26 protein-coding genes and 2 pseudogenes are annotated in these 24,371 nt (G+C 60.8%); 18 read left to right on the top strand and 10 right to left on the bottom strand.

Annotation, left to right across the window (positions count from 1 at the left end):
* The first annotated feature begins 62 nt into the window (after positions 1 to 62).
* Positions 63 to 1,238: an MFS transporter gene (locus tag LOY53_RS14645; RefSeq protein WP_252824524.1), complete on the top strand. Its 1,176-nt coding sequence runs from the start codon at positions 63 to 65 to the stop codon at positions 1,236 to 1,238.
* Positions 1,228 to 1,866, top strand: a complete 639-nt coding sequence (locus LOY53_RS14640; RefSeq protein ID WP_252824522.1) for an alpha/beta hydrolase — start codon at positions 1,228 to 1,230, stop codon at positions 1,864 to 1,866. Before LOY53_RS14645 ends, LOY53_RS14640 begins: the two co-directional genes overlap by 11 nt.
* Before the next feature lie 36 nt (positions 1,867 to 1,902).
* Here the strand turns inward: LOY53_RS14640 and LOY53_RS14635 are convergent, their stop codons facing one another.
* Together LOY53_RS14635 and LOY53_RS14630 are read right to left on the bottom strand one after the other, a co-directional pair.
* On the bottom strand, positions 1,903 to 2,367 hold the full coding sequence (locus LOY53_RS14635; RefSeq protein ID WP_252824520.1) for a hemerythrin domain-containing protein: 465 nt from the start codon (positions 2,365 to 2,367) through the stop codon (positions 1,903 to 1,905).
* Between the two features lie 166 nt (positions 2,368 to 2,533).
* A complete protein-coding gene (locus LOY53_RS14630; RefSeq protein ID WP_252824519.1) occupies positions 2,534 to 3,391 on the bottom strand; it encodes an SDR family oxidoreductase in 858 nt (285 codons plus the stop codon).
* Positions 3,392 to 3,576: 185 nt separating this feature from the next.
* Here LOY53_RS14630 and LOY53_RS14625 point away from each other — a divergent pair, with 185 nt between their 5' ends.
* Positions 3,577 to 4,101, top strand: coding sequence for a hypothetical protein (locus tag LOY53_RS14625; protein ID WP_027596487.1), 525 nt, complete (start codon positions 3,577 to 3,579; stop codon positions 4,099 to 4,101).
* A gap of 38 nt (positions 4,102 to 4,139) precedes the next feature.
* Here LOY53_RS14625 and LOY53_RS14620 read toward each other — a convergent pair whose 3' ends face one another.
* Positions 4,140 to 5,468 carry an SDR family oxidoreductase gene (locus tag LOY53_RS14620; protein WP_258702847.1) on the bottom strand — a complete coding sequence of 443 codons (1,329 nt, stop codon included), beginning with the start codon at positions 5,466 to 5,468 and terminating at the stop codon, positions 4,140 to 4,142.
* A gap of 223 nt (positions 5,469 to 5,691) precedes the next feature.
* Between LOY53_RS14620 and LOY53_RS14615 the strand changes: the two genes are divergently transcribed.
* From LOY53_RS14615 to LOY53_RS14595, 5 genes are read left to right on the top strand one after another with little or no spacing between them, the layout of a single operon-like run.
* Positions 5,692 to 6,228 carry a chalcone isomerase family protein gene (locus LOY53_RS14615; RefSeq protein WP_258704172.1) on the top strand — a complete coding sequence of 179 codons (537 nt, stop codon included), beginning with the start codon at positions 5,692 to 5,694 and terminating at the stop codon, positions 6,226 to 6,228.
* A gap of 2 nt (positions 6,229 to 6,230) precedes the next feature.
* Positions 6,231 to 6,767 (top strand): DUF3833 domain-containing protein, encoded by a 537-nt coding sequence (locus tag LOY53_RS14610; protein ID WP_258702846.1) that lies wholly within the window; start codon positions 6,231 to 6,233, stop codon positions 6,765 to 6,767.
* Complete coding sequence (locus LOY53_RS14605; RefSeq protein WP_099429573.1) at positions 6,764 to 7,069, top strand: DUF6482 family protein; 306 nt, start codon at positions 6,764 to 6,766, stop codon at positions 7,067 to 7,069. The genes LOY53_RS14610 and LOY53_RS14605 overlap by 4 nt, the downstream gene beginning before the upstream one ends.
* Complete coding sequence (locus tag LOY53_RS14600) at positions 7,063 to 8,604, top strand: cryptochrome/photolyase family protein (protein ID WP_258702845.1); 1,542 nt, start codon at positions 7,063 to 7,065, stop codon at positions 8,602 to 8,604. Before LOY53_RS14605 ends, LOY53_RS14600 begins: the two co-directional genes overlap by 7 nt.
* A complete protein-coding gene (locus LOY53_RS14595; RefSeq protein ID WP_099453884.1) occupies positions 8,601 to 8,750 on the top strand; it encodes a DUF2256 domain-containing protein in 150 nt (49 codons plus the stop codon). Before LOY53_RS14600 ends, LOY53_RS14595 begins: the two co-directional genes overlap by 4 nt.
* Here the strand turns inward: LOY53_RS14595 and LOY53_RS14590 are convergent.
* A complete protein-coding gene (locus LOY53_RS14590) occupies positions 8,721 to 9,209 on the bottom strand; it encodes a DUF2878 domain-containing protein (protein ID WP_252827428.1) in 489 nt (162 codons plus the stop codon). The two genes, LOY53_RS14595 and LOY53_RS14590, sit on opposite strands and share 30 nt — an antisense overlap.
* Positions 9,210 to 9,484: 275 nt before the next feature.
* Between LOY53_RS14590 and LOY53_RS14585 the strand changes: the two genes are divergently transcribed.
* From LOY53_RS14585 to tcuB, 4 genes are all read left to right on the top strand, one after another.
* Positions 9,485 to 10,111 carry a DUF72 domain-containing protein gene (locus LOY53_RS14585; protein WP_309475926.1) on the top strand — a complete coding sequence of 209 codons (627 nt, stop codon included), beginning with the start codon at positions 9,485 to 9,487 and terminating at the stop codon, positions 10,109 to 10,111.
* 131 nt (positions 10,112 to 10,242) lie between these two features.
* Entirely contained in the window at positions 10,243 to 11,163 is a 921-nt protein-coding gene (locus LOY53_RS14580) for a LysR family transcriptional regulator (protein WP_258702844.1), read from the top strand.
* Between the two features lie 148 nt (positions 11,164 to 11,311).
* Complete coding sequence (gene tcuA, locus LOY53_RS14575) at positions 11,312 to 12,766, top strand: FAD-dependent tricarballylate dehydrogenase TcuA (protein WP_252824510.1); 1,455 nt, start codon at positions 11,312 to 11,314, stop codon at positions 12,764 to 12,766.
* On the top strand, positions 12,747 to 13,928 hold the full coding sequence (gene tcuB / locus LOY53_RS14570; protein WP_258702843.1) for a tricarballylate utilization 4Fe-4S protein TcuB: 1,182 nt from the start codon (positions 12,747 to 12,749) through the stop codon (positions 13,926 to 13,928). The genes tcuA and tcuB overlap by 20 nt, the downstream gene beginning before the upstream one ends.
* A 60-nt stretch (positions 13,929 to 13,988) precedes the next feature.
* Here the strand turns inward: tcuB and LOY53_RS14565 are convergent, their stop codons facing one another.
* Complete coding sequence (locus LOY53_RS14565) at positions 13,989 to 14,882, bottom strand: LysR family transcriptional regulator (RefSeq protein WP_027596498.1); 894 nt, start codon at positions 14,880 to 14,882, stop codon at positions 13,989 to 13,991.
* A gap of 146 nt (positions 14,883 to 15,028) precedes the next feature.
* Between LOY53_RS14565 and LOY53_RS14560 the strand changes: the two genes are divergently transcribed.
* The 4 genes from LOY53_RS14560 (at position 15,029) to LOY53_RS14545 (ending at position 20,219) form a co-directional block, all read left to right on the top strand.
* The gene (locus LOY53_RS14560) at positions 15,029 to 16,108 is read left to right on the top strand and encodes a 4-oxalomesaconate tautomerase (RefSeq protein ID WP_027596499.1); all 1,080 of its coding nucleotides are present in this window, start codon (positions 15,029 to 15,031) and stop codon (positions 16,106 to 16,108) included.
* Between the two features lie 62 nt (positions 16,109 to 16,170).
* Complete coding sequence (gene dctA, locus LOY53_RS14555) at positions 16,171 to 17,484, top strand: C4-dicarboxylate transporter DctA (protein WP_027596500.1); 1,314 nt, start codon at positions 16,171 to 16,173, stop codon at positions 17,482 to 17,484.
* A gap of 121 nt (positions 17,485 to 17,605) precedes the next feature.
* Positions 17,606 to 18,910 (top strand): CitMHS family transporter, encoded by a 1,305-nt coding sequence (locus tag LOY53_RS14550; RefSeq protein ID WP_252824507.1) that lies wholly within the window; start codon positions 17,606 to 17,608, stop codon positions 18,908 to 18,910.
* 55 nt (positions 18,911 to 18,965) lie between these two features.
* Positions 18,966 to 20,219 (top strand): OprD family porin, encoded by a 1,254-nt coding sequence (locus tag LOY53_RS14545; RefSeq protein ID WP_258702842.1) that lies wholly within the window; start codon positions 18,966 to 18,968, stop codon positions 20,217 to 20,219.
* A gap of 16 nt (positions 20,220 to 20,235) precedes the next feature.
* Here LOY53_RS14545 and LOY53_RS14540 read toward each other — a convergent pair.
* Positions 20,236 to 20,442, bottom strand: a pseudogene (locus LOY53_RS14540) (damage-inducible protein CinA); the annotation flags it as partial.
* Positions 20,443 to 20,567: 125 nt separating this feature from the next.
* Between LOY53_RS14540 and LOY53_RS14535 the strand changes: the two are divergent.
* Positions 20,568 to 20,798, top strand: coding sequence for a hypothetical protein (locus LOY53_RS14535; RefSeq protein ID WP_252824503.1), 231 nt, complete (start codon positions 20,568 to 20,570; stop codon positions 20,796 to 20,798).
* 55 nt (positions 20,799 to 20,853) lie between these two features.
* On the opposite strand, the pseudogene LOY53_RS26905 reads toward LOY53_RS14535, so the two are convergent.
* The 3 genes and pseudogenes from LOY53_RS26905 to LOY53_RS14530 all read right to left on the bottom strand — a co-directional run.
* A pseudogene (locus LOY53_RS26905) lies at positions 20,854 to 20,970 on the bottom strand (hypothetical protein); the annotation flags it as partial.
* 506 nt (positions 20,971 to 21,476) lie between these two features.
* Positions 21,477 to 21,632 carry a hypothetical protein gene (locus tag LOY53_RS26900; protein WP_408981303.1) on the bottom strand — a complete coding sequence of 52 codons (156 nt, stop codon included), beginning with the start codon at positions 21,630 to 21,632 and terminating at the stop codon, positions 21,477 to 21,479.
* Positions 21,620 to 22,036 (bottom strand): helix-turn-helix domain-containing protein, encoded by a 417-nt coding sequence (locus tag LOY53_RS14530; protein ID WP_408981302.1) that lies wholly within the window; start codon positions 22,034 to 22,036, stop codon positions 21,620 to 21,622. Before LOY53_RS14530 ends, LOY53_RS26900 begins: the two co-directional genes overlap by 13 nt.
* Before the next feature lie 98 nt (positions 22,037 to 22,134).
* Here LOY53_RS14530 and LOY53_RS14525 point away from each other — a divergent pair, with 98 nt between their 5' ends.
* The gene (locus tag LOY53_RS14525; protein ID WP_258702841.1) at positions 22,135 to 23,595 is read left to right on the top strand and encodes an MFS transporter; all 1,461 of its coding nucleotides are present in this window, start codon (positions 22,135 to 22,137) and stop codon (positions 23,593 to 23,595) included.
* 158 nt (positions 23,596 to 23,753) lie between these two features.
* On the opposite strand, the gene LOY53_RS14520 is transcribed toward LOY53_RS14525, so the two are convergent.
* Positions 23,754 to 24,086, bottom strand: a complete 333-nt coding sequence (locus LOY53_RS14520; protein WP_258702840.1) for a type II toxin-antitoxin system PrlF family antitoxin — start codon at positions 24,084 to 24,086, stop codon at positions 23,754 to 23,756.
* Positions 24,087 to 24,371: the final 285 nt, after the last annotated feature.

Here is a 24,371-nt window from a genome sequence, read left to right as displayed (position 1 = left end):
GAAGGTTTACCGTGCACGCCGAAGCTCGTCTACCCGGGGCCCCTGGCATTTTTTGCCTGGGCATGCTGCAGATTCTGGTCTGGGGCGGCTCGTTCTTCTTGCTGGCGGTCATGGGCGAGCCGATAACGCGCGAGACCGGTTGGGGCAGCCAGTGGGTGTACGGCGCGTTGTCGCTGAGCCTGATGGTCTCGGCCCTGCTTGCGCCGCTGTCGAGCCGCCTGGTTGCCCGTTATGGTGGCCGGACACAACTGGCCAGCAGTGGCGTGATCGTTGCTCTCGGGTTGTTGATCGTCGCGGCTAGCCAGACGTTGCCGACGTTTTTGCTCGCGTGGGTGATCATCGGTGTTGGCATGGCCGCCGGGCTCTACGAAGCGCTGTTCGCGACATTGGGTGCGCTGTATGCCGAGCGTGCGGGTAAAGCCATTACCGGCATCACCCTGATTACAGGGTTTGCCACAACCCTGTGCTGGCCGCTGGTGGCATTTGCCATCGAGCATGTGGGCTGGCGCTACGCGTGTGTCGGTTATGCCGCAGTGCTTCTGGTGACAACGCCGTTTTATCTCAAGGTACTGCCGAGCGCCGTCCGGTCAGCGCCGCGCAAGCGCTTCATCGAACAGAGCAGCGCGGGCGTGAACCGACGCGTGTACCGGCAACTGACGTGGATCTTCGCGCTGGGGGCGGTCATCATGACCTCCATTTCGGTGCAACTGGTCGCCGTTCTGCAAGGGCTGGGCTATTCGCTGGCTGCTGCCATCGCGCTTTCGGCGTTGTTGGGGCCGAGCCAGGTCGCCTCGCGGGTGTTGCAGATGCTAGCGGGCAAGCGCCACCCCATTTGGACTGCACTGGTGTCAGTCGTGCTGGTTGCGGTAGGCGTATTGTTAGTCGCGTCTGCGCCAGGCGCGACAGCGGTGGGCTTGTTACTCTACGGCCTGGGCAACGGACTGCGAGCGATCGTTCGCGGCCTGCTACCGCTGGCGTTGATGCCACCGTCGCAGTACGTGGTGCTGATGGGCAAGATGTCGCGGCCTTCACTGATCGGCCAGGCACTGACACCGTTAGTTGGCGGCTACCTGCTGCAGCACTTCGGTGCCATGGGGGTGCTCATGGCGTTGGGTTGCTTGGCGGCAATCAATGTCGGGCTGGTAGTGATGGTGTTGCGCGCGTTGCCAGCAGCCAAGTCGGCGCCGAATGAAACGGACGAAACGATAGCGGTCGATGGAGATAGCGATGCACGATGATGCACGAAGCGAACAGCTGATCACGGGCCCGGCCGGGCTGATCGAATTGATTGTCGATGAACCGGTGTTGCCGGTCAGGGGCGTGGCGGTGGTCAGCCATCCGCAACCCTTGCTGGGCGGCAGCCCGCACCACGTGGTACCGCTGACCTTGGCCCGCAAGCTGTGCGCTGCAGGCTGGCGCGTGGTGCGCCCGAGCTTTCGCGGAGTGGGACAAACCGCTGGCGCACATGCCGAAGGAGTAGGTGAGGCCGAAGACAGCATTGTCGTCGTCAGGCACCTGCAGGAACGTTACCCCGAGCTGCCCATCGCACTCGTCGGCTTCTCGTTTGGCGCGCACGTGTTTGCCCGGGTCGCGGTCACGCTGGAAAGCTCGCTGCATGCTGTCGCGCTGTTGGGGCTGCCGGTCGGAGAGGTGCCTGGCGGGCGGTTCTACCCAGCGCTGCCGTTACCGTCCCGCTGCCTGTTGCTACATGGCGAGCACGACGAGATGGCGCCGCTGGCCAACCTGCTTGATTGGGCACGGCCAGAGCACCGCCCGGTCGTCGTCTATAGCGCGGCTAATCACTTCTTCAAAGGCTGCCTGGCGCAGGTAGCGGAGCACGTGGTCAGGCATTTGAACCAAAGATGAAGCGGACTGCCAGGCAGAAATGCGCCGCGCCGGTTGTCAAGCAGCCCGCTGCTCACCCTTGAGCATTTTCCTGTGCGCCTCCATGGCAACGCCCATCTCTTCCAGCTGATCTTTGCCCAGCAGCTTTTTCGCAGTGGGGAACAGTTCGCCTTCCTCTTCTTCGATGTGATGTTCAAGCAGCTCTTTCATCACCTTCACCCGCCCGGCAAATTCGAGGGTGCCGGTTTCGGTATGAAGCAGATCAGGAAGCACCAGCGAATCCACGGTACGGTGTTCTTCCTTGGCTTCGTAATACATCTTCGCTTCTTCCTTGCCGCCGGCTTTCTTGATGGCCGGGTAGAGGATGTCCTCCTCCAGTGCAGTGTGGACTTGCAGCTCCTGCTCGATCCGGTGCAGCAGTTCGGCGCGCTTTTTCACGGCTCGCTCGGTGGTTGAAGACAATTCAGCCAGCAGCTTCTTCACCAATTTATGGTCTTGAATCAACAGGTCGATAGCGTTCATGCAGGCACCTCATGGCGGTCGGGGAAACACGGATTGCTGGGTACAAACTCATCGCTACTGTTGCGGTGGACGTGATGGGCGTGCGAATGGTTCAAGTCTTTACCGCATGGCTCGCAGCGTGCAGATGAAGCGACGAGGCCTGCAACAGCAAGCCTCGTCATGGTCGTCAGAGGATCGGTTTGCCGCCCGTGACGCCGTAGCGTGAACCCGAGATATAACTGGCTTCATCAGAGGCCAGCAAAACGTAGATCGGCGCGACCTCGACCGGTTGCCCTGGCCGCCCCATGGGGTAGCCCGAGCCAAAGTTTCTGACGGCCTCATCCGGCATGGTGGCGGGGATCAACGGCGTCCAGATCGGGCCTGGCGCCACGCTGTTGACCCGGATGCCTTGCTTCGCCAGCAACTGGGCGAGGCCTGCAGTGAAGTTGGCAATGGCGCCTTTGGTGGCGGCGTAGGCCAACAGGCTGGGTGACGGGTCATCGGAATTGACCGAGCTGGTGTTGATGATCGAGCCGCCCTTCGGCATTGACGGCAATGCCCGTTGGCAGATGCGGAAGATGGCGGTGATGTTGGTGTCGAACGTCTTCACCCATTCCTCATCGTCAATGTCGTCCAGGCTCTCATGGGCCATCTGGAATGCGGCGTTGTTGACCAGTATGTCGATGCGACCGAACTGTTCCACGGTCTTGTCGACGATGGTGTAACAGTGCTGCTTGTGTGCCAGGTCACCGGGCAGGAGGAGGCACTGGCGGCCCGCGGCTTCGACCCAACGCGCGGTTTCTTGCGCATCTTCGTGCTCATCCAGGTAGGCGATGGCAACGTCCGCACCTTCACGCGCATAGGCAATCGCAACGGCCCGACCGATGCCGCTGTCGGCGCCGGTGATCAAGGCGATTTTGCCTTCGAGCCGGTTGTGGCCTGTATAGGTCTGCTCACCGCAGTCCGGGTACGGCTCCATCTTGCGCTGCGAACCGGGGACGCTTTGCGGTTGCGAGGGGAATGGCGGAGTAGGGTAGTCGCTCATGGTCAAAGCTCCTGCAGTTGAGAACGCTCATTACCGTTCGAACGGTGCGAGAAGCCAGTGTTGAAGTGGATGCTGGATTTGAACGACGGACGGCCTGCCACCCACTTGCAATGAATTTTCGTTGAAGGGATCGCTCTATCGCTGATCAGCAGTGCGCTGCTCTCACCCCTTTCAGGAGCGCCCAAGTGCCTCGAATCATTACGCCCACCACCTCTGAGCATGAGATCGATCAGCAGAATGCGCGGATGTTCGGCACGCCCAAGGAACGCCTGGATTTCTATCGACGCGAAATCCAGTACGAGACCACTATCCTGGCCAACCGTACCGATGCGTATCTGGCCGCTCAGTCGTTCCTGGTCATCGCCTTCGTGTCTTCGATGAGCAACCTTAACCAGAGCTGGGGGGAAATGTTCACGTTGATCGTGCCGGCGTTTCTCGCCCTGCTCGGCGTGTTGAGCTCGTTGAATGCCTGGCCAGGCATCCGCGCGGCGTTCCGGATCATCGAGCACTGGCAGTTGAAGCAGAGCCACTTACTGCGCAGTGAGCCGATGATGGGCCTGGCCTATGATGAATCGCCCTTATTCTGCGAGGCTGAAACGTCCCGGGCCGGGCACCGGAAATCGTTGCTGTTCTCCCTTCGCACACCTTGGATTTTTCTCGGGTTCTGGGTTTTGCTGGGCAGCTACTCGGTGTATATCCAGCTCGCGTGACGGGCGCGCTGCTGTGCGCAAATGACTGCCTGCAAGTCCTAGCGGCGCTTGCGTTGCGAACGCGTGAAGACAAACCCGGCAATGACACCCAGCAGCGCCGCACCCACCCATAACGACGTTTTATCTTTCTGAGTTCGCCAGCCACCGTCCACACTTCGCCGGTCACCGGGTGGCTCGAACAGATTCCCAGAAGATATCGCAGCGCTGGGGCTGCGGTTCAAGCTCCAGCGCGTGAGCCACCCTGACAACTGCGGCAGCCCCGGTACCAGATAGCTGGCCAGATGGGCGAGGCGAGCGGCAGCGCCGACAGTGGTGCGCGCGCTCGGGGAAATGGCGCAGGCTACCATGGCGTTTGCCACCCGTTCCGAGTCGTAGATCGGCCCTGGGGGTGTCAGCGCGTGGCCGGTGTAGTTGCCTGCATCCCGCAAGCCTGGCGTGTCCATGACGGCCGGATAAAGATCACAGACATGAATGCCGGGGAACTCTGTCAGCTCGCCGCGCAGCGCTTCGGTCAGGCCACGTAGGCCGAACTTGCTCGCTGAGTAAGCTGCCGCATAGGGTTGGGCGATCCAGCTGCCAAGCGACAGGGTGTTGATCAGTATGCCGCTGCGTTGTGCCTTGAAGTAGGGAAGCACCACGTATGCGCCGCGCAGATAACCGACCAGGTCGGTTTGAATTACCTGCTCATGCGCTTCGAGCGGTGTTTCGTCGAAGCTGCCTAACGCGCCAACCCCAGCGTTGTTGATCCAGATATCGATACGTCCATGGCCAAACTCGGCAGCTTGGGTGGCCAGGGCCGCCACTTGATCGCTGTGGGTGACGTCGGTGGTAATGGCGACAGCGTCCGTGCCGCAGTCGGTGCATTCATCCAGCACGTCGAACAACGCTTCCTCATCGCGTGCCGCGAGCACCAGGCGGGCACCTTTGCAGGCAAACGCATGCGCAGCCGCCCGGCCTATGCCGCTGGAGGCGCCGGTGATGACCACGACCTTTCCGCGTAGTGGGCCTTTGATTGGCATCGGGCTCATCGGCATGGAGTGCTCTGGGGCTGGTGCGTCTTCGCTGTCGTTAGACGGCAGTGTGGCACTGGCTTCTAGGGGGCAAAGCTCAAGGGTGGTTCCATCAGCCATTACCAGCTTCAAGCCCTCGATGGTGCCCGCTATCCGATCCGGGAAGACGGGTTCGCCTTCAGCATCCAGGCTGTCGTAGATGAACTGCGTGCCCTCGAGCCAGCCGACCGCAGTCAGCAGTTCGGGGCCGAGGTAATACTTGCCGTCTTGAAAGTACCCCGGGAACTGATGGGCGCGCTCGACGTTCTCCACGCAATAGCGCTCGCCTGGTTTCATACCTGTCGCTTGATCGATCATGGTGAAAACCCCTTTTCTGAAAGCCGGCTGTGCAGCAGATATTGCAGTGAGTAAGCAGGGGAATCCGTTGGGCAGGACAAAGTTCAGAGCAACCGTTTCAGCGGTTTTTTTTAGCGGCGCATGACCCGTGTTTACCGTCCTCATCAGAGCTGTACAAGGGTTTGTTGAAACCTATACAAAAAGCTATTCTTGTACAGGAATTTCCCAATTGTTCGAGGTGAGCATGGTGCCTCCTGCGCGTTGGGCCAGCCTGTGCTTGCTGATGGTTGCGCTGTCGACCGTGGCGGCGGACTGGCGAGCCGAATTGCCAACGGCGCAACCGTTGGGAGCTGGCGATTTCACGTGGTTCGGCGTGCGCCTTTACAGCGCCCGGCTGTGGACGGTGGGCCCGGTTCAGGACTGGAACCAGCCCTTTGCCCTGGAACTTCGCTACCACCGATCGCTGTCCAAGGAGACGCTGGTAGACGCGAGCCTTGCGGAGATACGCCGCCTTAACGCCAACATCACGCCGCAGCAAAGCGCAGCGTGGAGCAAGGCGCTTGAAGCGGCATTCGTGGATGTGCGCCCGGGTATGCGTATCACGGGTGTGTACCTGCCAGGGCAAGGGTCTCGCTTCTATGTCGATGGCGCACTCAGCCAGGTAATCGCCGACCCGGAATTTTCCCGAGCATTCTTCGCCATCTGGCTCGACCCACGGGCCAGGGACCCACAGCTGCGCCAGCGCCTGCTCGGGCTGGCGGGCAACGACCGAGGGACGTGAACATGTACAGAGCACTGTTACTGGTTGGCTGCCTGCTCCTCGGCAGTTGTGGCAACGTCGGTGTCGAGCACTACGCCAAGGAGCAGCCGAAACTCGACCTGGCGGCATACTTCTCGCGACCGGTGCAAGCCTGGGGGATGTTCCAGAAGCGTTCCGGAGAGGTGGTGAAGCGCTTTCACGTGCGTATCGACAGCCGCCGCGACGGTGAGCGGCTGATCCTCGATGAGCATTTTCTTTACAGCGATGGCACGCGTCAGCAGCGAACCTGGACGCTGATACCGGAAGGTGCGGGCCGCTGGCGAGGAACAGCGGGTGACGTGATCGGTGAGGCCCGTGGCGAATCGGCCGGTAATGCGCTGCGCTGGCGCTACCGGCTGGACCTGCCGGTAGACGGGGAGCATTGGCAGGTGGACCTGGACGACTGGATGTACCTGATGGATGACGACACGCTGATCAACCGCTCGAGCATGAGCAAACTGGGCGTGGAGATTGGGCAGATCACGCTGTTCTTCCGCCGCTTGCCGGAGGGCACACCATGAACCTGAATGCGCTTACTCAACGGGTTACGGCCGGTGAAGTTAAAGAGCTTGAACTGCTGTCGCTCGAAGGTGGCTTCTACATCCTCCGCGCACTGACCGGTGCCGGCCCGGTCACGTTGATTGATGATCGTGGTCAGCCCGTTCGCCTGCGCTCCACCACCGAGCTGCGCCACTTGTTGGCCGAGCTGCCACCGGTGCCGTGCATGCTGGTGCAGCAGGTGGTGCATGATGAAATGTGCGGGCAGCGTGACGGGCCTATCGCGCCGCTGCGGGTGCCCGTGACGCTGACGACCCAATGGTAGCCCGGCCCCCGCGGCTGGGGTTGGTGCTCGGTGACCAACTGTCGTTCGACCTGGCAAGCCTGGCGGCCCTGGACCCTACCCGCGACGCTATTCTGATGGCGGAAGTGGAGGGCGAGGCCCGCTACGTGCCGCATCATCCGCTGAAGATCATCCTCATCTTCAGTGCCATGCGGCATTTCGCAAAGGCGCTGCGGGAGCGGGGTTGGCAGGTGCACTATGTCGAGCTCAACGCTACCGGCAACAGCGGTAGCATTGCAGGCGAGCTGCGTCGCTGGCAGCAGGCATTGGGCGCCACGCACATTCACCTGACAGAGTGCGGTGAATGGCGCCTGGAGCAGGCGCTACGCGATGCGCAGCTGCCGCTTGTGTGGCACCGCGATACGCGCTTTTTGTGCTCGCGTGAAGCCTTCGCGCGGTGGGCGCAGGGGCGTAAGCAACTGCGCATGGAGCATTTCTACCGCGGCATGCGCAAGCGTTGCGGGTTGCTGTTGGAGGCCGATGGCAGCCCCGCAGGCGGTGCCTGGAATTTTGATGGGGACAACCGCAAGCCGTTGCCGCGCCAGTTGCGAGGGCCGTTCGCTGCGCAGTTTGAGCCGGACGCGATCACGACAGCGGTAGTGGCCTTGGTTCGGCAGCGTTTCAGTGACCATTACGGGGCCGTGGACGGGTTCAACTACCCCGTGACCCATGAGCAGGCTCATCAGCTCTGGCAGCATTTTCTCGATTTCGGCCTGGCGGCGTTCGGTGACTACCAGGACGCCATGGCAGAAGGCGAACCGTACCTGTTCCATGCGCGCATCAGCGCGGCACTCAACATTGGCCTTCTGGATGTGCGTTGCCTGTGCGACGACGTCGACAAGGCGTGGCGTGAGGGGCGGGTGCCGCTGAATGCCGCCGAAGGCTTCATCCGCCAGTTGATTGGCTGGCGCGAGTATGTGCACGGCATCTACTGGCTGCGAATGCCTGAGTATGCCGGGCTCAATCATCTGGGTAACCAGCGTGCCTTACCGGAATTCTACTGGACGGGCGCCACCCGCATGCGCTGCATGGCGCAAACCATCGGGCAGACGTTGCGCTTGGGTTACGCCCACCACATCCAGCGGCTGATGGTCACGGGTAATTTCGCCCTGTTGGCCGGCATCGTGCCAGACGCCATTTGCGAGTGGTACTTGGCCGTGTACATGGATGCCTTCGACTGGGTCGAACTGCCCAACACGCTGGGCATGGTCATGCATGCAGACGGTGGGTACCTGGGGTCGAAACCGTACTGTGCCAGTGGTCGTTACATCCAGCGGATGTCCGACCATTGCAAGGCGTGCAGCTACAACGTCGACCATGTGATCGAAGAGGATGCCTGCCCATTCAATGCCTTGTACTGGCATTTTCTGATACGTCACCGCGCTCAGCTGTCGGCCAATCCACGCCTGGCCATGGTCTACCGTAACCTGGACGGCATGCCGCCTGGCCATCGCGAAGCGGTGTGGCAGCGTGGTCAGTCACTGCTGGCGCGGCTGGATGCTGGTGAGGTGGTATGAAAAAGAGCCTGCTGCCCAGCAAAACCTGCGTGGTATGTGGCCGCCCCTTCAATTGGCGCAAGCGCTGGGCACGCTGCTGGGCCGAGGTGCGCTATTGCTCCGAACGCTGCCGCCGGTCAGCGCCGCGCCGCGATGTGCAGCAGTAATGGCAGGGCCAGGGCCCACACCGGCATAAGCAACAAGCCGGTTTCAATCACACCCAGCGGCAGGCCGACCCCCGCCAACCTGGCGCCACCGACGTAGGCCAGTGGGGCGCCAAAGGCGCCCAGCAACGCGCCGCGCCAGTAGGGCCGGCCGGCCCAGGCCAGGCTATGGCGTAGGCCGCTGGCCAGCACCCACCACAGCAATACCAGCCACAAGGGCAGGGGCCACATATCGAAGCTGAATACGCCCAGTGCCCCGAGCACGCTATCCAGCACGCAGCCGGCCAATGCGACACGCAACAATGCCTTGATTTCTACCTTGTAGTCCGGGCACAGCCACAGGTGTATGGCCAGGCCGAGTGGCACCAGCAGCAACAACCCAGGGTACCGAGCGCCCAGCACGCAAGCCCACCAACCGGCCTGCAACCAGAGTGCATTGGCGACCAGCCAGCTGCTGGGCATCATTCACCGGCCGGACAAAAATGGGCGTCGAGATTGCCCCTTTCAAAATTGTTGAAGAGCTTGGCGAATGGCTGAAAAACGGACATGTTTGGCTCCAGATGATCCTCAGCAACAGTGAGCTGATGTAGGGATACAGCTGAAGCCTATGACTAAATTTGTACAAGTCAACGAAGTTGTACAGCTTTTTATCCGGTTGCGCCGGCTGGAGCTTGTCACGCCTTTACGGCAATGAGTTTGCTTCAGAGGGAAGCCAGTTGTAGCGTTACGCGGCACGCTTGAATGCGGTTGAGATCAACACGTCGTTTTACCGTCCTCATCGCTCAAAAACCTATGCCCGATGGGCTGAATCGGTACCTGAGGATTTTCGCTTTTCAGTCAAGCTGCCCAAGGCCGTCACGCATGAGCAGAGGTTGCAAGCGTGTGACGGGCCGCTCGACAGGTTCCTTGATGAGTGCGGGCATTTGGGCAGTCGCCTCGGCTGCCTGCTGGTGCAGTTGCCACCTTCGTTGGCGTACGACGGTGCCGTGGCCTATCGATTTTTTGAGTCCGTGCGAAAGCGTTATGCAGGGGCGCTGGCCGTTGAACCCAGGCATCGATCATGGTCGGCAGCGCAGCCGTTGCTTGTCGACTTTCAGGTCGCTCAGGTCGCTGCCAGCCCGGCGCGCTTTGGCGTGGATGCGCTGCCAGGAGGCTGGCCGGGGCTGGTCTACTGGCGTTTGCATGGCGAGCCGCAGATCTACCGCAGCGCCTATGGCAGCGAGTATCTGCAGCGCCTGGCGGCCCAGTTGAACGTTCGACGGGCTGCGCGGCTACCTACGTGGTGCGTGTTCGACAACACTGCAAACGGTGCCGCGTTGGGCGATGCCCTGGCTATGTCGGCCTATCTGCGCAATGACGCTTAGGCGCGCGGGCCAGTGCTGAACTTGTAACGTCGCTAGCGCAGTGCGTCGTATCCACAGACGGTGTCGAGCATGGACTGGCACCGTTCGGTAACATGGCCCAGCACTTGGGCCCGTCGTTGAAAGAGATTTGTATGGAGCTGCGTCAACTTCGCTATTTTCTGGGTGTATTGGAGTACGGCAGTCTGGGTAGGGCTGCGGTCGAGCTTGGGGTTGGCGCCTCTGCATTGAGCCAGCAACTGTCGAAGCTGGAGAGCGAGTTAAGTACCCGGCTTTTGACACGTTCGAGTACCGGCGTCTCTCCGACGGCAGCGGGCCTGGCCTTCGAATACCATGCTCGCCTGGCGCTTCGCCAGGCAGAACATGCCGTCCTGGCGGCACAAAGCGGGCGCATGAGCGGCTATGCCAGCGTGGGGCTGGCACCGACCACGGCGTCGATTCTTGGCCTGGCATTGATCGACAGAATGCGCGAACGCTATCCCAACATTCGTCTGCACTTGGTGGAAATGTTGTCTGGCTATCTGACCAACCAACTCAATACCAGGCACCTTGACCTGGCGGTGTTGTTTCAGACGGAAACAGGGCCGCGATTAGAGGTGCGGGCGCTTTTGACAGAGCGACTGTTCGTGCTGGTTCCTGCGCCGCTGGTCAACGCAGAGTGGGGCGAGTCGTTAACACTGGAGCAGATCGCGACGCTACCCTTGGTGATGCCCAGTACACAGCATGGTTTGCGCACGACAATGCGCGCGATTTTCGAACGGGCGGGGCTAGAGACCAGCATCGTCATGGAAGTCGATGGCCTGTCGTTATTGATGGATTGCGTCTGTGCCGGTCATGCCGCCACCCTTCAGCCCGGCGCGACGGTGGCCCGGGCGCATCAGGCTGGCTTGCGCGTGTTCGCCATCGATGAAGCACAGGCGCAGCGTCGCAATGTGATTGTCAGCCTGACTGATGACGAGCTTTCGCCGGCCGCGTTGGCGACACGGATTGTATTGCAGGAGGTCGCCCGGGACTTGGTGGAACAGGGCCGATGGCCTGGGGCCCGGTTGCTTTGAGCCAGGCTCGGGGGCCTCTCACCCAAGCCCTTTAGTAAAACTAAATGCCTCCCCTCGGCGATCGCGTTTCGCACCCTCCGGGCACTCATTAAAGTCCGTGGCCATGAAGAGCCCCCGAACATTCGGCTCTTCGCGACCTGGAGGCGAAATGATCGATGTGTTAGTCATCGGAGGGGGCAATGCCGCCCTCTGTGCCGCACTGATGGCGCGCGAGGCCGGAGCCAGCGTGCTGCTGCTCGAGGCTGCACCCCGCGCCTGGCGGGGTGGCAATTCGCAACATACGCGTAACTTGCGGTGCATGCATGATGCCCCGCAGGACGTGCTGGTGGAGGCGTACCCGGAAGAAGAGTTCTGGCAGGATCTGCTGAAGGTAACCGGTGGCCAGACTGACGAGAAGCTCGCGCGCCTGGTGATTCGCGCGTCCTCCAATTGCCGCGGGTGGATGCGCCGTCATGGCGTGCATTTTCAACCGTCGTTGTCTGGTGCGCTGCACACCGCACGGACCAATGCCTTTTTCATGGGCGGCGGCAAGGCGCTGGTCAATGCCTACTACCGTAGCGCCGAAAACCTCGGGGTACAGATTCGCTACGACTCACCGGTGGCTGACATTGAGCTGCAGGGCGGTCGCTTCGTTGCGGCCCATGTGCCGGCACGTGAGTCCCACGGGCGACAGCTGCCGGCCGAGCGCATCGAAGCGCGCAGTTGCGTCCTCGCCGCCGGCGGCTTCGAGTCCAATCGCCCATGGTTGCGTGAGGCCTGGGGGCAGAACGAGCGGGGGGAGTGGCCTTCGGACAATTTCCTGATTCGCGGTACGCGCTTCAATGACGGCGTGCTGTTGCGCCGCATGATTGAAAAGGGCGCTGACAAGATTGGCGACCCGACACAGGCGCACATGGTGGCGATCGATGCCCGTGCCCCCCTGTACGACGGGGGTATCTGCACCCGTATCGACTGCGTGTCGCTGGGCGTGGTGGTCAACCGCGACGGTGAACGCTTCTACGATGAGGGCGAGGATTTTTGGCCCAAGCGCTATGCCATCTGGGGGCGCTTGGTGGCGCATCAGCCGGGGCAGGTTGGTTTTTCGATCATCGACCAGAAAGCGCTCGGTCGGTTCATGCCGCCGGTTTTCCCGGGCACCGCCGCCGACAGCCTGGAGGCGTTGGCCGGCTTGCTGGGTTTGCCCGTGCAGGCCTTCGTTGAAACCGTGCGGGCCTACAACCGTGCCTGCCAGGTGGGAACCTTCGATCACACGCGCCTTGATGACTGCCACACCGTGGGCCTCGAACCGGCCAAAAGCCACTGGGCGCGCCCGCTCGATACTCCGCCTTACTACGGGTACCCCCTGCGTCCTGGCGTGACCTTTACCTACTTGGGGCTGCGCACCGATGAAACCGCCGCGGTTCACTTCGAGGGGCGCCCCAGCCCGAACCTTTTCGTCGCCGGTGAGATGATGGCGGGCAACGTGTTGGGCAAGGGTTACACCGCAGGTGTCGGCATGTCCATCGGCACCGCGTTCGGCCGCATCGCGGGGACCAGCGCCGCGGCTGCAGCAGGGCACGTCTATCCAGAACAAGAGAATCGCCATGACCGCACAACTGCCTGAACCACGCCAACCGGCTGCCGCCCAGCCGGGCCTCGCACTGATCCCGGTGTTGAACCTGGAAGAGCAGGAAGTCGATCGGCAAATGCGGATCTGTAACGCCTGCCGATACTGTGAAGGTTTCTGCGCTGTGTTCCCCGCGATGACCCGCAGGCTGGAGTTCGGCAAGGCGGATATCCATTACCTGGCCAACCTTTGCCACAACTGCGGCGCCTGCCTGCACGCCTGCCAGTATGCTCAGCCCCACGAATTTGCCGTGAACGTGCCACAGGCGATGGCCAGGGTGCGTGGGCAGACATATGCCGATTACGCCTGGCCGCCCCTCTTTGGTCGACTGTATCGGCACAACGGCACCTTCGTCGCCGGTGCTTTGGTAATCGCGTTGTCACTGTTCTTGCTGCTGACGTTGTACGTCAACGGCACGTTGCTGCCGGGGCGGTTGGCGGGGAACTTCTATGCTGTCTTCCCGCACAACACCTTGGCCTTGATGTTCGGCGGTGTCTTTGCCGCGGCAGCGGTGGCGCTGACGGTGGCGATACGGCGTTTCTGGCGTTCGGTCTCGCCTGCCGAGGCCCTGGCGCAACCGGCCAAGGGGGCAGTGTTCGAGGCCTCGAGCGCGGCGTTGACCCTGACGTATCTAGACGGTGGGCATGGCCAAGGCTGCACTGATGTCGATGATCGATACACGCTCTGGCGCCGTCGTTTCCATCATTTCACCTTCTACGGCTTCCTGTTGTGCTTCGCTGCCACTGTGGTCGCTACCGGGTACCACTACCTATTGGGCCAGCAGGCGCCGTATCCATTGCTGAGTGCACCGGTGCTGCTGGGAACCTTGGGCGGCGTTGGCCTGATCATCGGGCCGGCCGGGCTACTGATGCTCAACCTTCGTAGGGCACCGGAGCAGGGCGATGTTGCCCAGCGCCCCATGGACCGGGCTTTCATCCTGCTTCTGCTGCTGGTCAGCGCTACTGGCCTGGCCTTGCTGGGCCTGCGTGACACTGCAGCAATGGCAATTGCGCTGGCGATTCACTTGGGTGCGGTGATGGCGCTATTCATCACGCTGCCATACGGCAAGTTCGCCCATGGCCTGTTCCGCAGCGCCGCATTGCTCAAATTTGCGATCGAAAAGCGCCGGCCCAACCCACTGGGTTTGGGGGACGAGTGAGCCATGAACGCAGCCCCTAGTTACCCTGCGTCGCGTCAGGCCGGAAGACGCGCATTGCTTTCAACGGTTCGGCCATTTGTCCAACAAGATCGACACGAACTTCTCCGCTGCGGGCGACAGAGACGCCCCTCGGCGATAGACCAATCCCAGTGTACGGGTTACCTGCGGGTCGATCAGCGGCACGCTGACCAGCGTCGGGTGGTCGGCGCTTGGCATGGCCAGGCTGGGCATGGCCGACACGCCCAGCCCGGCCTCGACCATGCCCAGCGAGGTGGACAGGTGCTGAACCTCATAGAACCACTTTGGCCGCAGGTTGAGCCCGGACAGCGCATGGTCCAGCAGCATCCGGTTACCGCTCAGGCGGCCTACGCCGATCAGCCGGTAGTCGGCCAGCTCTGTCCAGGTGACGGAGTCACGGTTCGCCAACGGGTGGTCTCTTCTGCAGGCCAGGACGAAATGCTCCTGCACCAGGGAGACGAACTCGATGTCTGGGTGCTGGCCGCTCATCATGTTGATGCCGAAGTCCGCTTCGCCCCGCAGTACGGCTTCGAGCCCGTCATTGGCGCTGAGGTCCAGCAGGCGAATACGGATCTTCGGGTACTGCTCGTTGTAGTCGCGGATTACCGACGGCAGAAAATAGAACGCTGCCGTCGGGATACAGGCCAGGGTGACCTGGCCGCTCTGTCGTTCGGCGAGTTCGCGAATGCTCAGGATCGAATCTTCGAAGTCATCCAGCAAGCGCCTGGCCTTGGGCAAAAAGTCCCGCCCGACGCTGGTGAGGCTAACGCGCCGGGTGGTGCGTTCCAGCAACGAGGTCCCTAGTCCTTCCTCCAGCTTCTTTATCCGCCGGCTGAGTGCCGGTTGGGACAGGTGCAAGGCTTCTGCAGCTTCATGGAAACTGCCAAGTTCGGCGATTTTAACGAAAGATCGAATGTCTTGAAGCTCATATTCCATCTGAGTTGACTCCAAACCTTGGTCGTAAATTGATGTGTGAATCGCAATAATGCCTACGATATTTGCATTGGAATGATTTATACAGAGCTGTCAGTCTTGTGCCCACAACATCAATGATGTCCATTGATCAACAAGAGTGCAAAATCATGCAACGAATTCCCTGCGTGCTCATGCGCGGTGGCACCTCTAAGGGGCCCTTTTTCCATGCATGGGATCTTCCTGCCAATGTGGTCGAACGCGACGAACTGCTGATCAACCTGATGGGTTCCGGACATGAACTGGAAATCGACGGTATCGGCGGTGGTAGCCCTCAAACCAGCAAGGTCGCAATCGTCAGCCCTTCGCTGCATGCCGACGCCGACGTCGATTACCTCTTCGTCCAGGTCATGGTTGCCCAGCGCCGGGTCGATACTGCGCCCAACTGCGGCAACATGCTGTGCGCCGTTGGCCCGTTCGCCATTGAGCAAGGGCTGGTCAAGCCCCAGGATGGCAAGACCCTGGTACGCATCCGTAATTTGAACACCAACACCTTCGTCAACTCGCTGGTGGAAACACCTGGCGGCATCGTCCGTTATGAAGGCCGTACGGCGATCGACGGGGTACCCGGTACTGCCGCCCCGGTGCACCTGACCTTCCTCGATGCGGTGGGCAGCAAGACTGGCAAGCTGTTCCCGACTGGCCAGGCCCAGGATGTCATCGACGGTGTGCCAGTCACCTGCATCGACATGGCCATGCCGATGATGATCGTCGATGCCAGCCAGTTGGGTGTCACGGGCTCCGAGACCCCGGCGCAGCTGGATGCGGACACGCGCCTGCTGCAACGTTTAGAGGCGTTGCGCCTGAAGGCAGGCAAGGCGATGGGGCTGGGCGATGTCAGCGGCATGGTGATTCCAAAGCCAGTGTTGGTTTCTCCGGCGCGCTATGATGGCACGCTGCAGGTCCGCTACTTCATGCCCCATAACTGCCACCGCGCCCTGGCCATTACCGGTGCCATTGGCCTGGCGACTGCCTGCGTCAGCCCTGGCACGGTGATCTTGGACATGCTTGGGGATCAAGCCCAGCAATTGAAAGAGGTTCGTCTGGAGCACCCGAGCGGCGGTATCGACGTGGCGCTTACGCGCAGCGGTGCCGATGGCAAGACACTTCAGGCCTCCGTGGTGAGAACCGCACGCCGACTCTTTTCAGGCTTCGTCTACGCCCCGACCTTGCGCAGGATGGCAGGGTAGGAAGGGGCGGATCACGTTGGCAACCATCGCATCCGCACAATTTCAACAATGGGTGATGCCTCATGAAACTCGCGAAGTCACTGTATTTCCAGATCCTCTGCGCTGTCCTGCTGGGCGTGGTGGTTGGTCACTTCTGGGCGCAACAGGCCGTTGCGCTGAAGCCACTGGGTGATGCGTTCATCAAGCTGATCAAGATGATGATCGCCCCCGTGGTGTTCTGCACCATCGTCACCGGCATCGCCGGCATGACCGACAAGCGCTCCCTTGGGCGGTTGATGAGCAAGACCTTGCTGCTGTTCCTGGTATTGACGGTGGTCAGCCTGATCATTGGCCTGGGGGCGGTATACCTGTTCCGTCCGGGTGTTGGCATGAACATCGACCCGGCTACGCTCAGCACTGTAGGCCTCAGCCAGTACACCGCCTCTGCGGCCAAGCTCAGTGTGGTCGATTTCTTCATGCACATCATTCCGGACACCTTCATGGGGGCGTTCAACAAGGGTGAAGTGCTGCCGGTGTTGTTCATCGCTGTACTGAGCGGTTTTGCTCTGTCGTCAATGGGCGAGAAGGGCAAACCAGTACTCGATGTACTGGAATCGGCCTCGACCATGGTGTTTCGTATTTTCGGCTACCTGATGCGCTTCGCCCCAATCGGCGCCTTCGGTGCACTGGCCTTCACTGTCGGGCAGTATGGCGTGACGTCCCTGGGCGCATTGGCCAAGCTGGTAGGTACACTCTATATCGCCTGCGCATTCTTCGTGCTGGTCGTGCTGGGGGGGATCTGCCGGGCGCACGGCTTCAGCCTGTGGAAGCTGCTGCGGTATTTTCGCGAGGAGTTTCTGGTGGTGCTCGGCACATCGTCCACCGAGCCCGTTCTGCCGCGCATGTTGGAAAAACTCGAGAAGCTTGGCTGCAAGAAAGGTGTGGTGGGGCTGGTGCTGCCAACCGGCTATTCCTTCAACCTCGACGGTACCGCTATCTACCTGTCACTGGCGGCGGTGTTCATCGCCCAGGCTTGCAACATCGATCTGACGTTGGGCCAAACGTTGACAATGCTGGCGATCATGCTGTTGTCGTCCAAAGGCGCTGCGGGCGTCACCGGCAGTGGCTTCGTGGCGCTGGCCTCGACGTTGACGGTTATTCACGACATCCCATTGGCAGGGCTTGCCTTGCTGATCGGTATTGATCGCTTCATGTCCGAAGCGCGTGCACTGACCAGCCTGGCCAGCAATGCCGTGGCCACGGTTGTGATTTCACTGTCGGAGAACGCCTGTGACCGGGAAACCTTGCTGCGTCGCCTGAACGGCACCCCGGCAGCACCGGGCGAAGCGGATACGGCCCAGGCCAGCTGGTCAGCCGAGCCTCGGCATCACGGCTAATAGCCGCTTCCACCTCCCATTGTTGACTTAAAATCCCACTCAACATCCCAGTGATGTCGAGTGGGTAGGGGGCCGTCTGCCCTATCGACGGCCGCACACAATAAAAACAAGAGAAAAGACCATGCTCGCACTTCTGGGCCTGATTATGGTGGTGACCTTCACCTACCTGATCATGAGTAAACGCCTGTCTCCTATCGTTGCCCTGACCGTCGTTCCGATTGTTTTCGCTGTGATTGGCGGCTTTGCGCCGGACCTTGGCAAGATGATGCTCGATGGGCTGAAAATGGTCGCACCGTCTGCGGCGCTGCTATTGTTCGCCATCCTGTTTTTCGGCCTGATGATCGACGCCGGTCTGTTTGATCCGCTGATCCGCAAGATTCTCAAGCGGGTGAATGGCGACCCGATCAAGATCGCCATCGGTACCGCCTTGCTGTCGCTGCTGGTGGCGCTGGACGGTGATGGCACCACGACCTACATGATTACCTGCGCCGCCATGCTGCCGCTGTACAAGCGTATCGGCATGAACCCGATGATCCTGGCCACCGTCTCGATGCTGTCGTTGAGCATCATGAGCGGCATGAGCCCATGGGGCGGGCCTGCCACCCGTGCCATTGCGGCGCTGGGGCTGGATGCGACCGAGTACTTCATCCCGATGCTGCCGACGGTCATCGGTGGGGCAGCGTGGGTAGTGTTCACAGCCTACTTGCTTGGCCGCGCCGAGCGCCGACGCATCGGCAACATCGCGCTGGAGTCCGGTGGTGGTAACTGCTACATCAAGGAAATCCTCGGCGATAACCCGCACAAGCGCCCACGGCTGGCCTATGTGAACCTGTTGCTGGTCATCGCTGTCATGACTGCGCTGGTGCTGGGGGTTATGCACGCCGCCATCTTGTTCATGATCGGTTTTGTCGCCGCATTGATGATCAACTACCCGCAACTGGACTTGCAGAAAGAACGCATTCTCGCCCATTCAGGCAACGCCATGACCGTGGTGCTCCTGGTGTTCGCCGCAGGCATCTTCGCCGGTATTTTCTCGGGTACGAAGATGGTCGATGCGCTGGCGCAGACCCTCGTGGACTGGATTCCGGACGCCTGGAGCCACTGGTTCCCGCTGGTGGTGGCGCTGACCAGCATGCCGCTGACCTTCGTGCTTTCCAACGACGCCTACTACTTCGGCGTTGTGCCGATCCTGGCCAATGCGGCTGCCGCGTATGGTATCGACCCTGTAGAAATAGCCCGCGCCTCGGTGCTGGGCCAGCCTGTACACCTGATGAGCCCGCTGGTGGCTTCGACCCTGCTGTTGGTGGGCATGGTCGATCGAGATATCGGCGACTTCCAGAAGGCAACCGTGAAGTGGGCGGTTTTGACATCGCTGGTCATCACTGCGCTGGCTTTGCTCACGGGTGCCTTGTCCTTCTTCGTCTGATCTACAGAGGGCGCAGCTTGCGCCCGCCTCATCCAATAACAACAGAGTATCGAACATGTCCCGAGCTGTTTTCCGTGGGGCCACCTGTGGCCTGCTCTGCGGCTGGTTGCCTGTGGCCGGCGCTGCCGGATTCATCGACGACAGCAAGCTCAAACTGCAGCTGCGCAACGTCTATTTCAACGAAAACTTCCGCGACGAACAGGGCATGAGCACCCGCGCTGCTGCGACTGCCAAGAGTGAGCGGGTGGAATGGGCGCAGGGCTTTTTGCTCGACTACCAATCAGGGTTTACCCAAGGCCCGCTGGGCCTTGGGCTAGACGCCCTAGGGCTTGTAGGCGTGCGCCTCGACTCGGGGCGCGGCCGCAGCGGTACCGGCCTGCTGCCGGTCCATGACGATGGCCGCGCCGCAGGCGAGTTTGCCAGTGCCGGCGTGACTGCCAAGGCGCGGGTGGGGCAGACCGTGGTCAAGCACGGTACCTTGCTGCCCAAGACACCGGTGCTTGTTTATAACGATGCCCGGCTTCTGCCGCAGACCTACCAGGGCACGCAGTTGACCAGTACGGATGTCGATGGCCTGACACTGACCGCCGGCCACTTGGATCGGTTCAAGCAGCGCGACTCGTCCAACAGCACGGGCCTGTACCTAGATGGATACGGCGGCGATGAGTCCGGCGATTTCAGCTTTGCGGGTGCTGACTTTGCCATCAGCAAGCAACTGCGTGTGAGCTACTTCCACGGCCAGCTCGAGCACTTCTACCGCCAGGACTATGCGGGGCTGGTGCACGATCTAGCCTTGGCCGGCGGGGTGTTCACCACCGACCTGCGCTACTTCAAGAGCCGCGACAGCGGAGCTGCTTATGGCGGCAAGATCGACAACGACATGTTCAGCGGGCAGGTGTCGTATACCCATTCCGGGCACACCGTCGGTGCTGGTTACCAGATATTAGACGGCGATGCCGGGCTGCCCTACATCAGCGGTGCGACGGTTTACTCGTTCAGCAACGTCGGCATCGGCAAGTTCATCGAGGAGGAAGAGAAAACCTGGATGGCAAGCTATGCCTACAATTTTGCAGCAGCCGGTGTCCCTGGCCTCACGTTCATGGCGCGATACCTGAGCGGGGACAACGGTCGTTCCGCTGAAGCTGAACTCAACGAATGGGAACGTGACATGGAACTGGCCTACGTTGTGCAGTCAGGGCCCGTCAAAGGGCTGGGTGTAAAACTACGCAACTATGTCTACCGTTCTGATTTTTCCCGCGGGCGCGACAGTAATCGCATCTACCTGACCTACGACATTGCGATTTGGTAATGCGGCACCCTTGCTCTCAGGCGCGCTCCCCACGCAGCCAGCGCTCGTGATAATGAATCAGCCGGGTTAGCCCGTAGACGGCGCCGTCATGCATGACCTGCGACCGCTCTCCAAAAAATCGCTGGGTGCGGGTAAACACGGCAATTGGTTCGCCCGCAAATGCCCACGCAAAGCACAGCGTGCCGGGTAGTACCCCGGAGGTTGGGCTAGGCCCGGTACCACCAAATGGTTCACCGGTTTAACTTGGGTTCGCTTGGGTTCCTGAACTGAACTTTTCTGTCCGCGGTGACCTCACTGAAGGAACACGGAGCGGGGCGCCGAACCCCTGCATTTGGACCTGAGGTGAGTATGGCAACCTACAACATTAACTATCGCTTGGCTGAAGAGCCGAAACGTTATCGATTGGAGGTGGAGCAGGGCACGCTCAGTCCTCACGAAGCTGCAATGCACCTGATTGTGTTGCATTTCGGGGACAGCGAAAACGGGCTTGTGCTGCCTGCTGCTGATTCATCGCCGAGCGAGATAATGGCTCAAGCCGATGTGCTTGGGTTGTCCCACATTGAGGTTTGCGCCGTGTGATGTTGGCTGGCTCAATCACAGCACCTTGTCGAGCGTAAAGGGAAGTCCCTTACACGCTGACAATATCGTCGTGCTCTTCAACGAAGATGACGTCGATATCCCCGCTGTCTGCGTTGACCGGCATGTGGTACTCCGCCAGGTTATGGTTGACGATGCGGCCCAACCGATGGTCAGTGAACGCTGTTTCGTGCAGGGACGCATTGGCGTTAAGTGCGGATGACGAGGCTTGCGCTGAAACGATCTCAGGGCCGCCAAATAGGCGATGAACGAGTAACCCATCGCCATCGGCTGTTTCAGTTAACTGCCGGAACCTGATCCTGATCCGCTACCGGCCGAGCTGCTGCTTCCACTGCCCGAGCCTGTACCGCTATCACCAGAGCCATTACTGCCGGTTCCCGAGCCACTGTTGGTACCGTCACCTCCGGTGTTGTCCGTCCCATTGTCATCAGTACCGCCATCACCGGTACCCATGCTATCGCCTGGTGTTCCTGAGCCCGTCGCATCGCCTTGGCCGTCCATGTGCCCATCGTCATGGGATTGTGTGCCCGGGGCGCGCTGATCGTTAAGGTCTGTGGCAGCCAAGGCAAGGGGGGTACCCAGGCTCAGGCACAACGCGAGCAGTAATGTATGTGGTTTTGCTGGCTTCATGGCGGAGCGCCTTTTCTGGTTGTTCACCCTCTATTCGGCCTGCGGATAGCCAGAGGGTGCCTGCAGAGCGACGGAAGGCTCTGCTAACTTGGCATAGACCACCAGGCGTAGGTGGCGGTCTTCGTCGATGGTCAGCGAGGTGTGCTCGAACAGCTCGATCTTGCCGTCAATGGTCAGCTTGCGCATGCCTGCAGAGGGGGCGTGAACATCGTGCCGGCGCCGGCGGGGTGCGGCAAGTCGTGCATCAGGCGCCGTACCAGTGGGGGTAGCACGCACCATGTTTTGCCGGGTTCGGCAGGTGGCCGTTCGTGAGCCAACAGGAACAAGTGGCGTCGTTCTGCGGCATCCAGCTTCAGCACCCTAGCCAGGTTGTCCAGAAAAGCAGCCGAAACCCCTATGTCACGGCCCTGTTCCAGCCACGTGTACCAGGTCAATCCGACACCTGCGAGTGCGGCAACTTCTTCACGTCGCAGCCCAGGCGTGCGGCGGCGACCACCACTGGGTAGGCCCACATCGACAGGGGATAGCCGCTGGCGGTGCGCCAGGAGGAATGCCGCCAGATCGGCGCGTGTTCGTGCCAAGGTTCGCATCGCTTATCTCGTTACTTTGAGTAATAGCATAAATGGTTAAATTGTAATCACTTAACGGTGGTTCGAGAATGCTCACGTCTCTTCTCAGGATGCGCAAGATGAACTCGAACTCCCACCCTTCGGTACTGCCTGTGCGCACTGTCGACGGCCCGCCCTGGCTCGGTCTGTCGGTGCTGCTATTGGCCGGTTTCGTGACGATTTTCGATCTGTTTGTGGTCAATGTGGCCATCCCCAGCCTGCAAGCAGGGTTGGCGGCCAGCTTCGCACAGGTTGGCTTCATCGTGGCCGGCTATGAACTTGCGTTTGGCGTCTTGCTGATTACCGGCGGCCGTCTGGGCGACCTGTTCGGGCGCCGCCGCCTCTTCGTGATCGGCATGGCCGGGTTCACCTTCGCCTCCCTGCTGTGCGGGCTGGCCCCCACTGCCGGCTTCCTGATTGCTGCGCGGGTATTACAGGGGCTGGCGGCGGCGTTGCTGTTCCCGCATGTCTATGCCTCTATCCGTGTCAATTTCAATGACGGCGACAGCCGTCGTGCTTTTGGTCTACTGGGAATGACCCCGGGGCTGGCCGCCATCGCAGGGCAAGTGCTGGGTGGCGGGTTGATTCATGCCGACTTGTTCGGCCTGGGGTGGCGTAGCATCTTCCTCATCAACGTACCTATCGGCCTGTTGGCCATCGCGGCGGCACGTTATATCCCTGAGTCGCGCGCACCACAGCGACCTACCCTGGACTGGGCGGGCGTAGGGTTGGTCAGCACCGGCCTGGTGCTGCTGCTGGTGCCGTTGATCGAAGGACCGGCGCTAGGCTGGCCAGCCTGGAGTCTAGTGTCGTTGGGCCTGGCGGGAGTACTGCTGGTACTTTTCCATAGGCAGCAGGAGCAGCGAAGAGCAGACGGCGGCTTGCCACTGGTGGATATGCGCTTGCTGGCCCAGCGTCACTTCGCGTTGGGCGCATTGCTGGTGCTTTTGGTGTATTCCACGTCCAGTTCGTTCTTCTTGTGCTTCACCTTGTTGGTGCAGACCGGGCTGGGGCTTGATCCTTTGACTGCGGGTAGCATTTTCGCACCCTGCAGCGTGGGGTTCGTGCTGGCGTCGCTCGTCGCGCCCAAGCTGGTGGCGAGATGGGGGGCGAGCGCCATCGTTGTAGGTGCGATGGTGTATGCCGTTTCGATCGGGCTATTGATTGCGCAGGTTTGGATGGCGGGCGCGGCCCTGATGCCCGCGGGGTTGATTCCCGTACTGATGGTGGTCGGCGCCGGTCAGGGTTTCATCATGACGCCACTGCTGAACCTGGTATTGGGTTTTGTCGATGAAGCCCAGGCCGGAATGGCGTCGGGAGTGATCTCGACTGTTCAGCAGGTGGGGGCGGCTCTGGGTGTAGGGGTAGTGGGCCTCCTGTTCAACAAGGCGCTGGTCGCGGGTGATGGCGGGGTCGTGCTGGCAGGTCACTACGTGGCGGCTTTCGTTACGGGCATGCTCTACAACTTGGTGGCAGCGCTGCTGGTTGGCCTTTTGTTGCTGATGTTGGCGAAGGCACAGCAGCCGGCGGTAGGCAGTTGAGAGAAAGCGTGCGATGGCACGTGAACTGATTGTGCTAGCGCCCATTTGAGCGTTAGGCGGCGTGGTTAAGGGCGCAGCTTACGCATTGGATTCGTGTCAGTCGCTATGCGCTGCCCAGCGTATTGCCTTGAACAGCAGCGTCCAGCCATGCTGCTGTGTCAAAACGCGACCTCACCGTTAATCTCTTCGTCTAGGTTCACAGGGTGGCGTGCGTTGGCGAGCATGGCCTGTGCCAGGTCGTCCGGTAGCGCGGTGATGTTGCGTCCGTTGCAGATGTCAGCCTCCAACAGGGTTAGGAATGCGCCGATGGCAGGGTCTTCGTGATCGGCCTCCACCCGGCTGACTACGACTTCGTTCCCACGGACGTCGAACGCGACTTTGGTGCCGGTATTCAGGCCCAGCAGTTGGCGGACGGTTTTGGGTAGGGTGACCTGGCCCTTGGAGGTGAGGGTGTTCTTTTCTCCGCTACGGCGATAAATGCAGGCTGTCATCGCGACGATGTGATGGTCAGGATATTGCCCAGATGCTGTCAGTTTGCAGGCCGCCTTTAAAGGACAACAATGACGGTTGGGGGCATCCTTTTCAAACCATCCAAAGCATGCCCTCAAATTTGCCCCAAATGTAGCAATTAGCTGGAAGTAAATGGCTATTCGAGGCTAGAAAAAGGCAGAAATGATCAGCTAACAAGCATGCGCGAAGCCCCTAAAAACTCTCAGGGTTGCCAAAAAACATTTGGACATTCATATAAATCAAATGGTTATGAATGGGAAATTGGA

Source organism: Pseudomonas sp. B21-031 (assembly GCF_024748985.1).
Classification (GTDB): domain Bacteria; phylum Pseudomonadota; class Gammaproteobacteria; order Pseudomonadales; family Pseudomonadaceae; genus Aquipseudomonas; species Aquipseudomonas kermanshahensis.
This window is presented reverse-complemented; position numbering and strand designations above follow the sequence as displayed.

What these genes read in the sequence shown, in the direction of transcription:
- LOY53_RS14640 (WP_252824522.1), top strand. Translation starts at nt 1,228, where the DNA reads ATGCACGATGATGCACGAAGCGAACAGCTGATCACGGGCCCGGCCGGG.
- LOY53_RS14620 (WP_258702847.1), bottom strand. Translation starts at nt 5,468, where the DNA reads ATGATCGATCAAGCGACAGGTATGAAACCAGGCGAGCGCTATTGCGTG.
- dctA (WP_027596500.1), top strand. Translation starts at nt 16,171, where the DNA reads ATGAAACTCGCGAAGTCACTGTATTTCCAGATCCTCTGCGCTGTCCTG.
- LOY53_RS14560 (WP_027596499.1), top strand. Translation starts at nt 15,029, where the DNA reads ATGCAACGAATTCCCTGCGTGCTCATGCGCGGTGGCACCTCTAAGGGG.
- tcuA (WP_252824510.1), top strand. Translation starts at nt 11,312, where the DNA reads ATGATCGATGTGTTAGTCATCGGAGGGGGCAATGCCGCCCTCTGTGCC.
- LOY53_RS14565 (WP_027596498.1), bottom strand. Translation starts at nt 14,882, where the DNA reads ATGGAATATGAGCTTCAAGACATTCGATCTTTCGTTAAAATCGCCGAA.
- LOY53_RS26900 (WP_408981303.1), bottom strand. Translation starts at nt 21,632, where the DNA reads ATGCGCAAGCTGACCATTGACGGCAAGATCGAGCTGTTCGAGCACACC.
- LOY53_RS14550 (WP_252824507.1), top strand. Translation starts at nt 17,606, where the DNA reads ATGCTCGCACTTCTGGGCCTGATTATGGTGGTGACCTTCACCTACCTG.
- LOY53_RS14645 (WP_252824524.1), top strand. Translation starts at nt 63, where the DNA reads ATGCTGCAGATTCTGGTCTGGGGCGGCTCGTTCTTCTTGCTGGCGGTC.
- LOY53_RS14635 (WP_252824520.1), bottom strand. Translation starts at nt 2,367, where the DNA reads ATGAACGCTATCGACCTGTTGATTCAAGACCATAAATTGGTGAAGAAG.
- LOY53_RS14595 (WP_099453884.1), top strand. Translation starts at nt 8,601, where the DNA reads ATGAAAAAGAGCCTGCTGCCCAGCAAAACCTGCGTGGTATGTGGCCGC.
- LOY53_RS14605 (WP_099429573.1), top strand. Translation starts at nt 6,764, where the DNA reads ATGAACCTGAATGCGCTTACTCAACGGGTTACGGCCGGTGAAGTTAAA.
- LOY53_RS14530 (WP_408981302.1), bottom strand. Translation starts at nt 22,036, where the DNA reads ATGCGAACCTTGGCACGAACACGCGCCGATCTGGCGGCATTCCTCCTG.
- LOY53_RS14580 (WP_258702844.1), top strand. Translation starts at nt 10,243, where the DNA reads ATGGAGCTGCGTCAACTTCGCTATTTTCTGGGTGTATTGGAGTACGGC.
- LOY53_RS14590 (WP_252827428.1), bottom strand. Translation starts at nt 9,209, where the DNA reads ATGCCCAGCAGCTGGCTGGTCGCCAATGCACTCTGGTTGCAGGCCGGT.
- LOY53_RS14535 (WP_252824503.1), top strand. Translation starts at nt 20,568, where the DNA reads ATGGCAACCTACAACATTAACTATCGCTTGGCTGAAGAGCCGAAACGT.
- tcuB (WP_258702843.1), top strand. Translation starts at nt 12,747, where the DNA reads ATGACCGCACAACTGCCTGAACCACGCCAACCGGCTGCCGCCCAGCCG.
- LOY53_RS14610 (WP_258702846.1), top strand. Translation starts at nt 6,231, where the DNA reads ATGTACAGAGCACTGTTACTGGTTGGCTGCCTGCTCCTCGGCAGTTGT.
- LOY53_RS14525 (WP_258702841.1), top strand. Translation starts at nt 22,135, where the DNA reads ATGAACTCGAACTCCCACCCTTCGGTACTGCCTGTGCGCACTGTCGAC.
- LOY53_RS14545 (WP_258702842.1), top strand. Translation starts at nt 18,966, where the DNA reads ATGTCCCGAGCTGTTTTCCGTGGGGCCACCTGTGGCCTGCTCTGCGGC.
- LOY53_RS14630 (WP_252824519.1), bottom strand. Translation starts at nt 3,391, where the DNA reads ATGAGCGACTACCCTACTCCGCCATTCCCCTCGCAACCGCAAAGCGTC.
- LOY53_RS14520 (WP_258702840.1), bottom strand. Translation starts at nt 24,086, where the DNA reads ATGACAGCCTGCATTTATCGCCGTAGCGGAGAAAAGAACACCCTCACC.
- LOY53_RS14615 (WP_258704172.1), top strand. Translation starts at nt 5,692, where the DNA reads ATGGTGCCTCCTGCGCGTTGGGCCAGCCTGTGCTTGCTGATGGTTGCG.
- LOY53_RS14600 (WP_258702845.1), top strand. Translation starts at nt 7,063, where the DNA reads ATGGTAGCCCGGCCCCCGCGGCTGGGGTTGGTGCTCGGTGACCAACTG.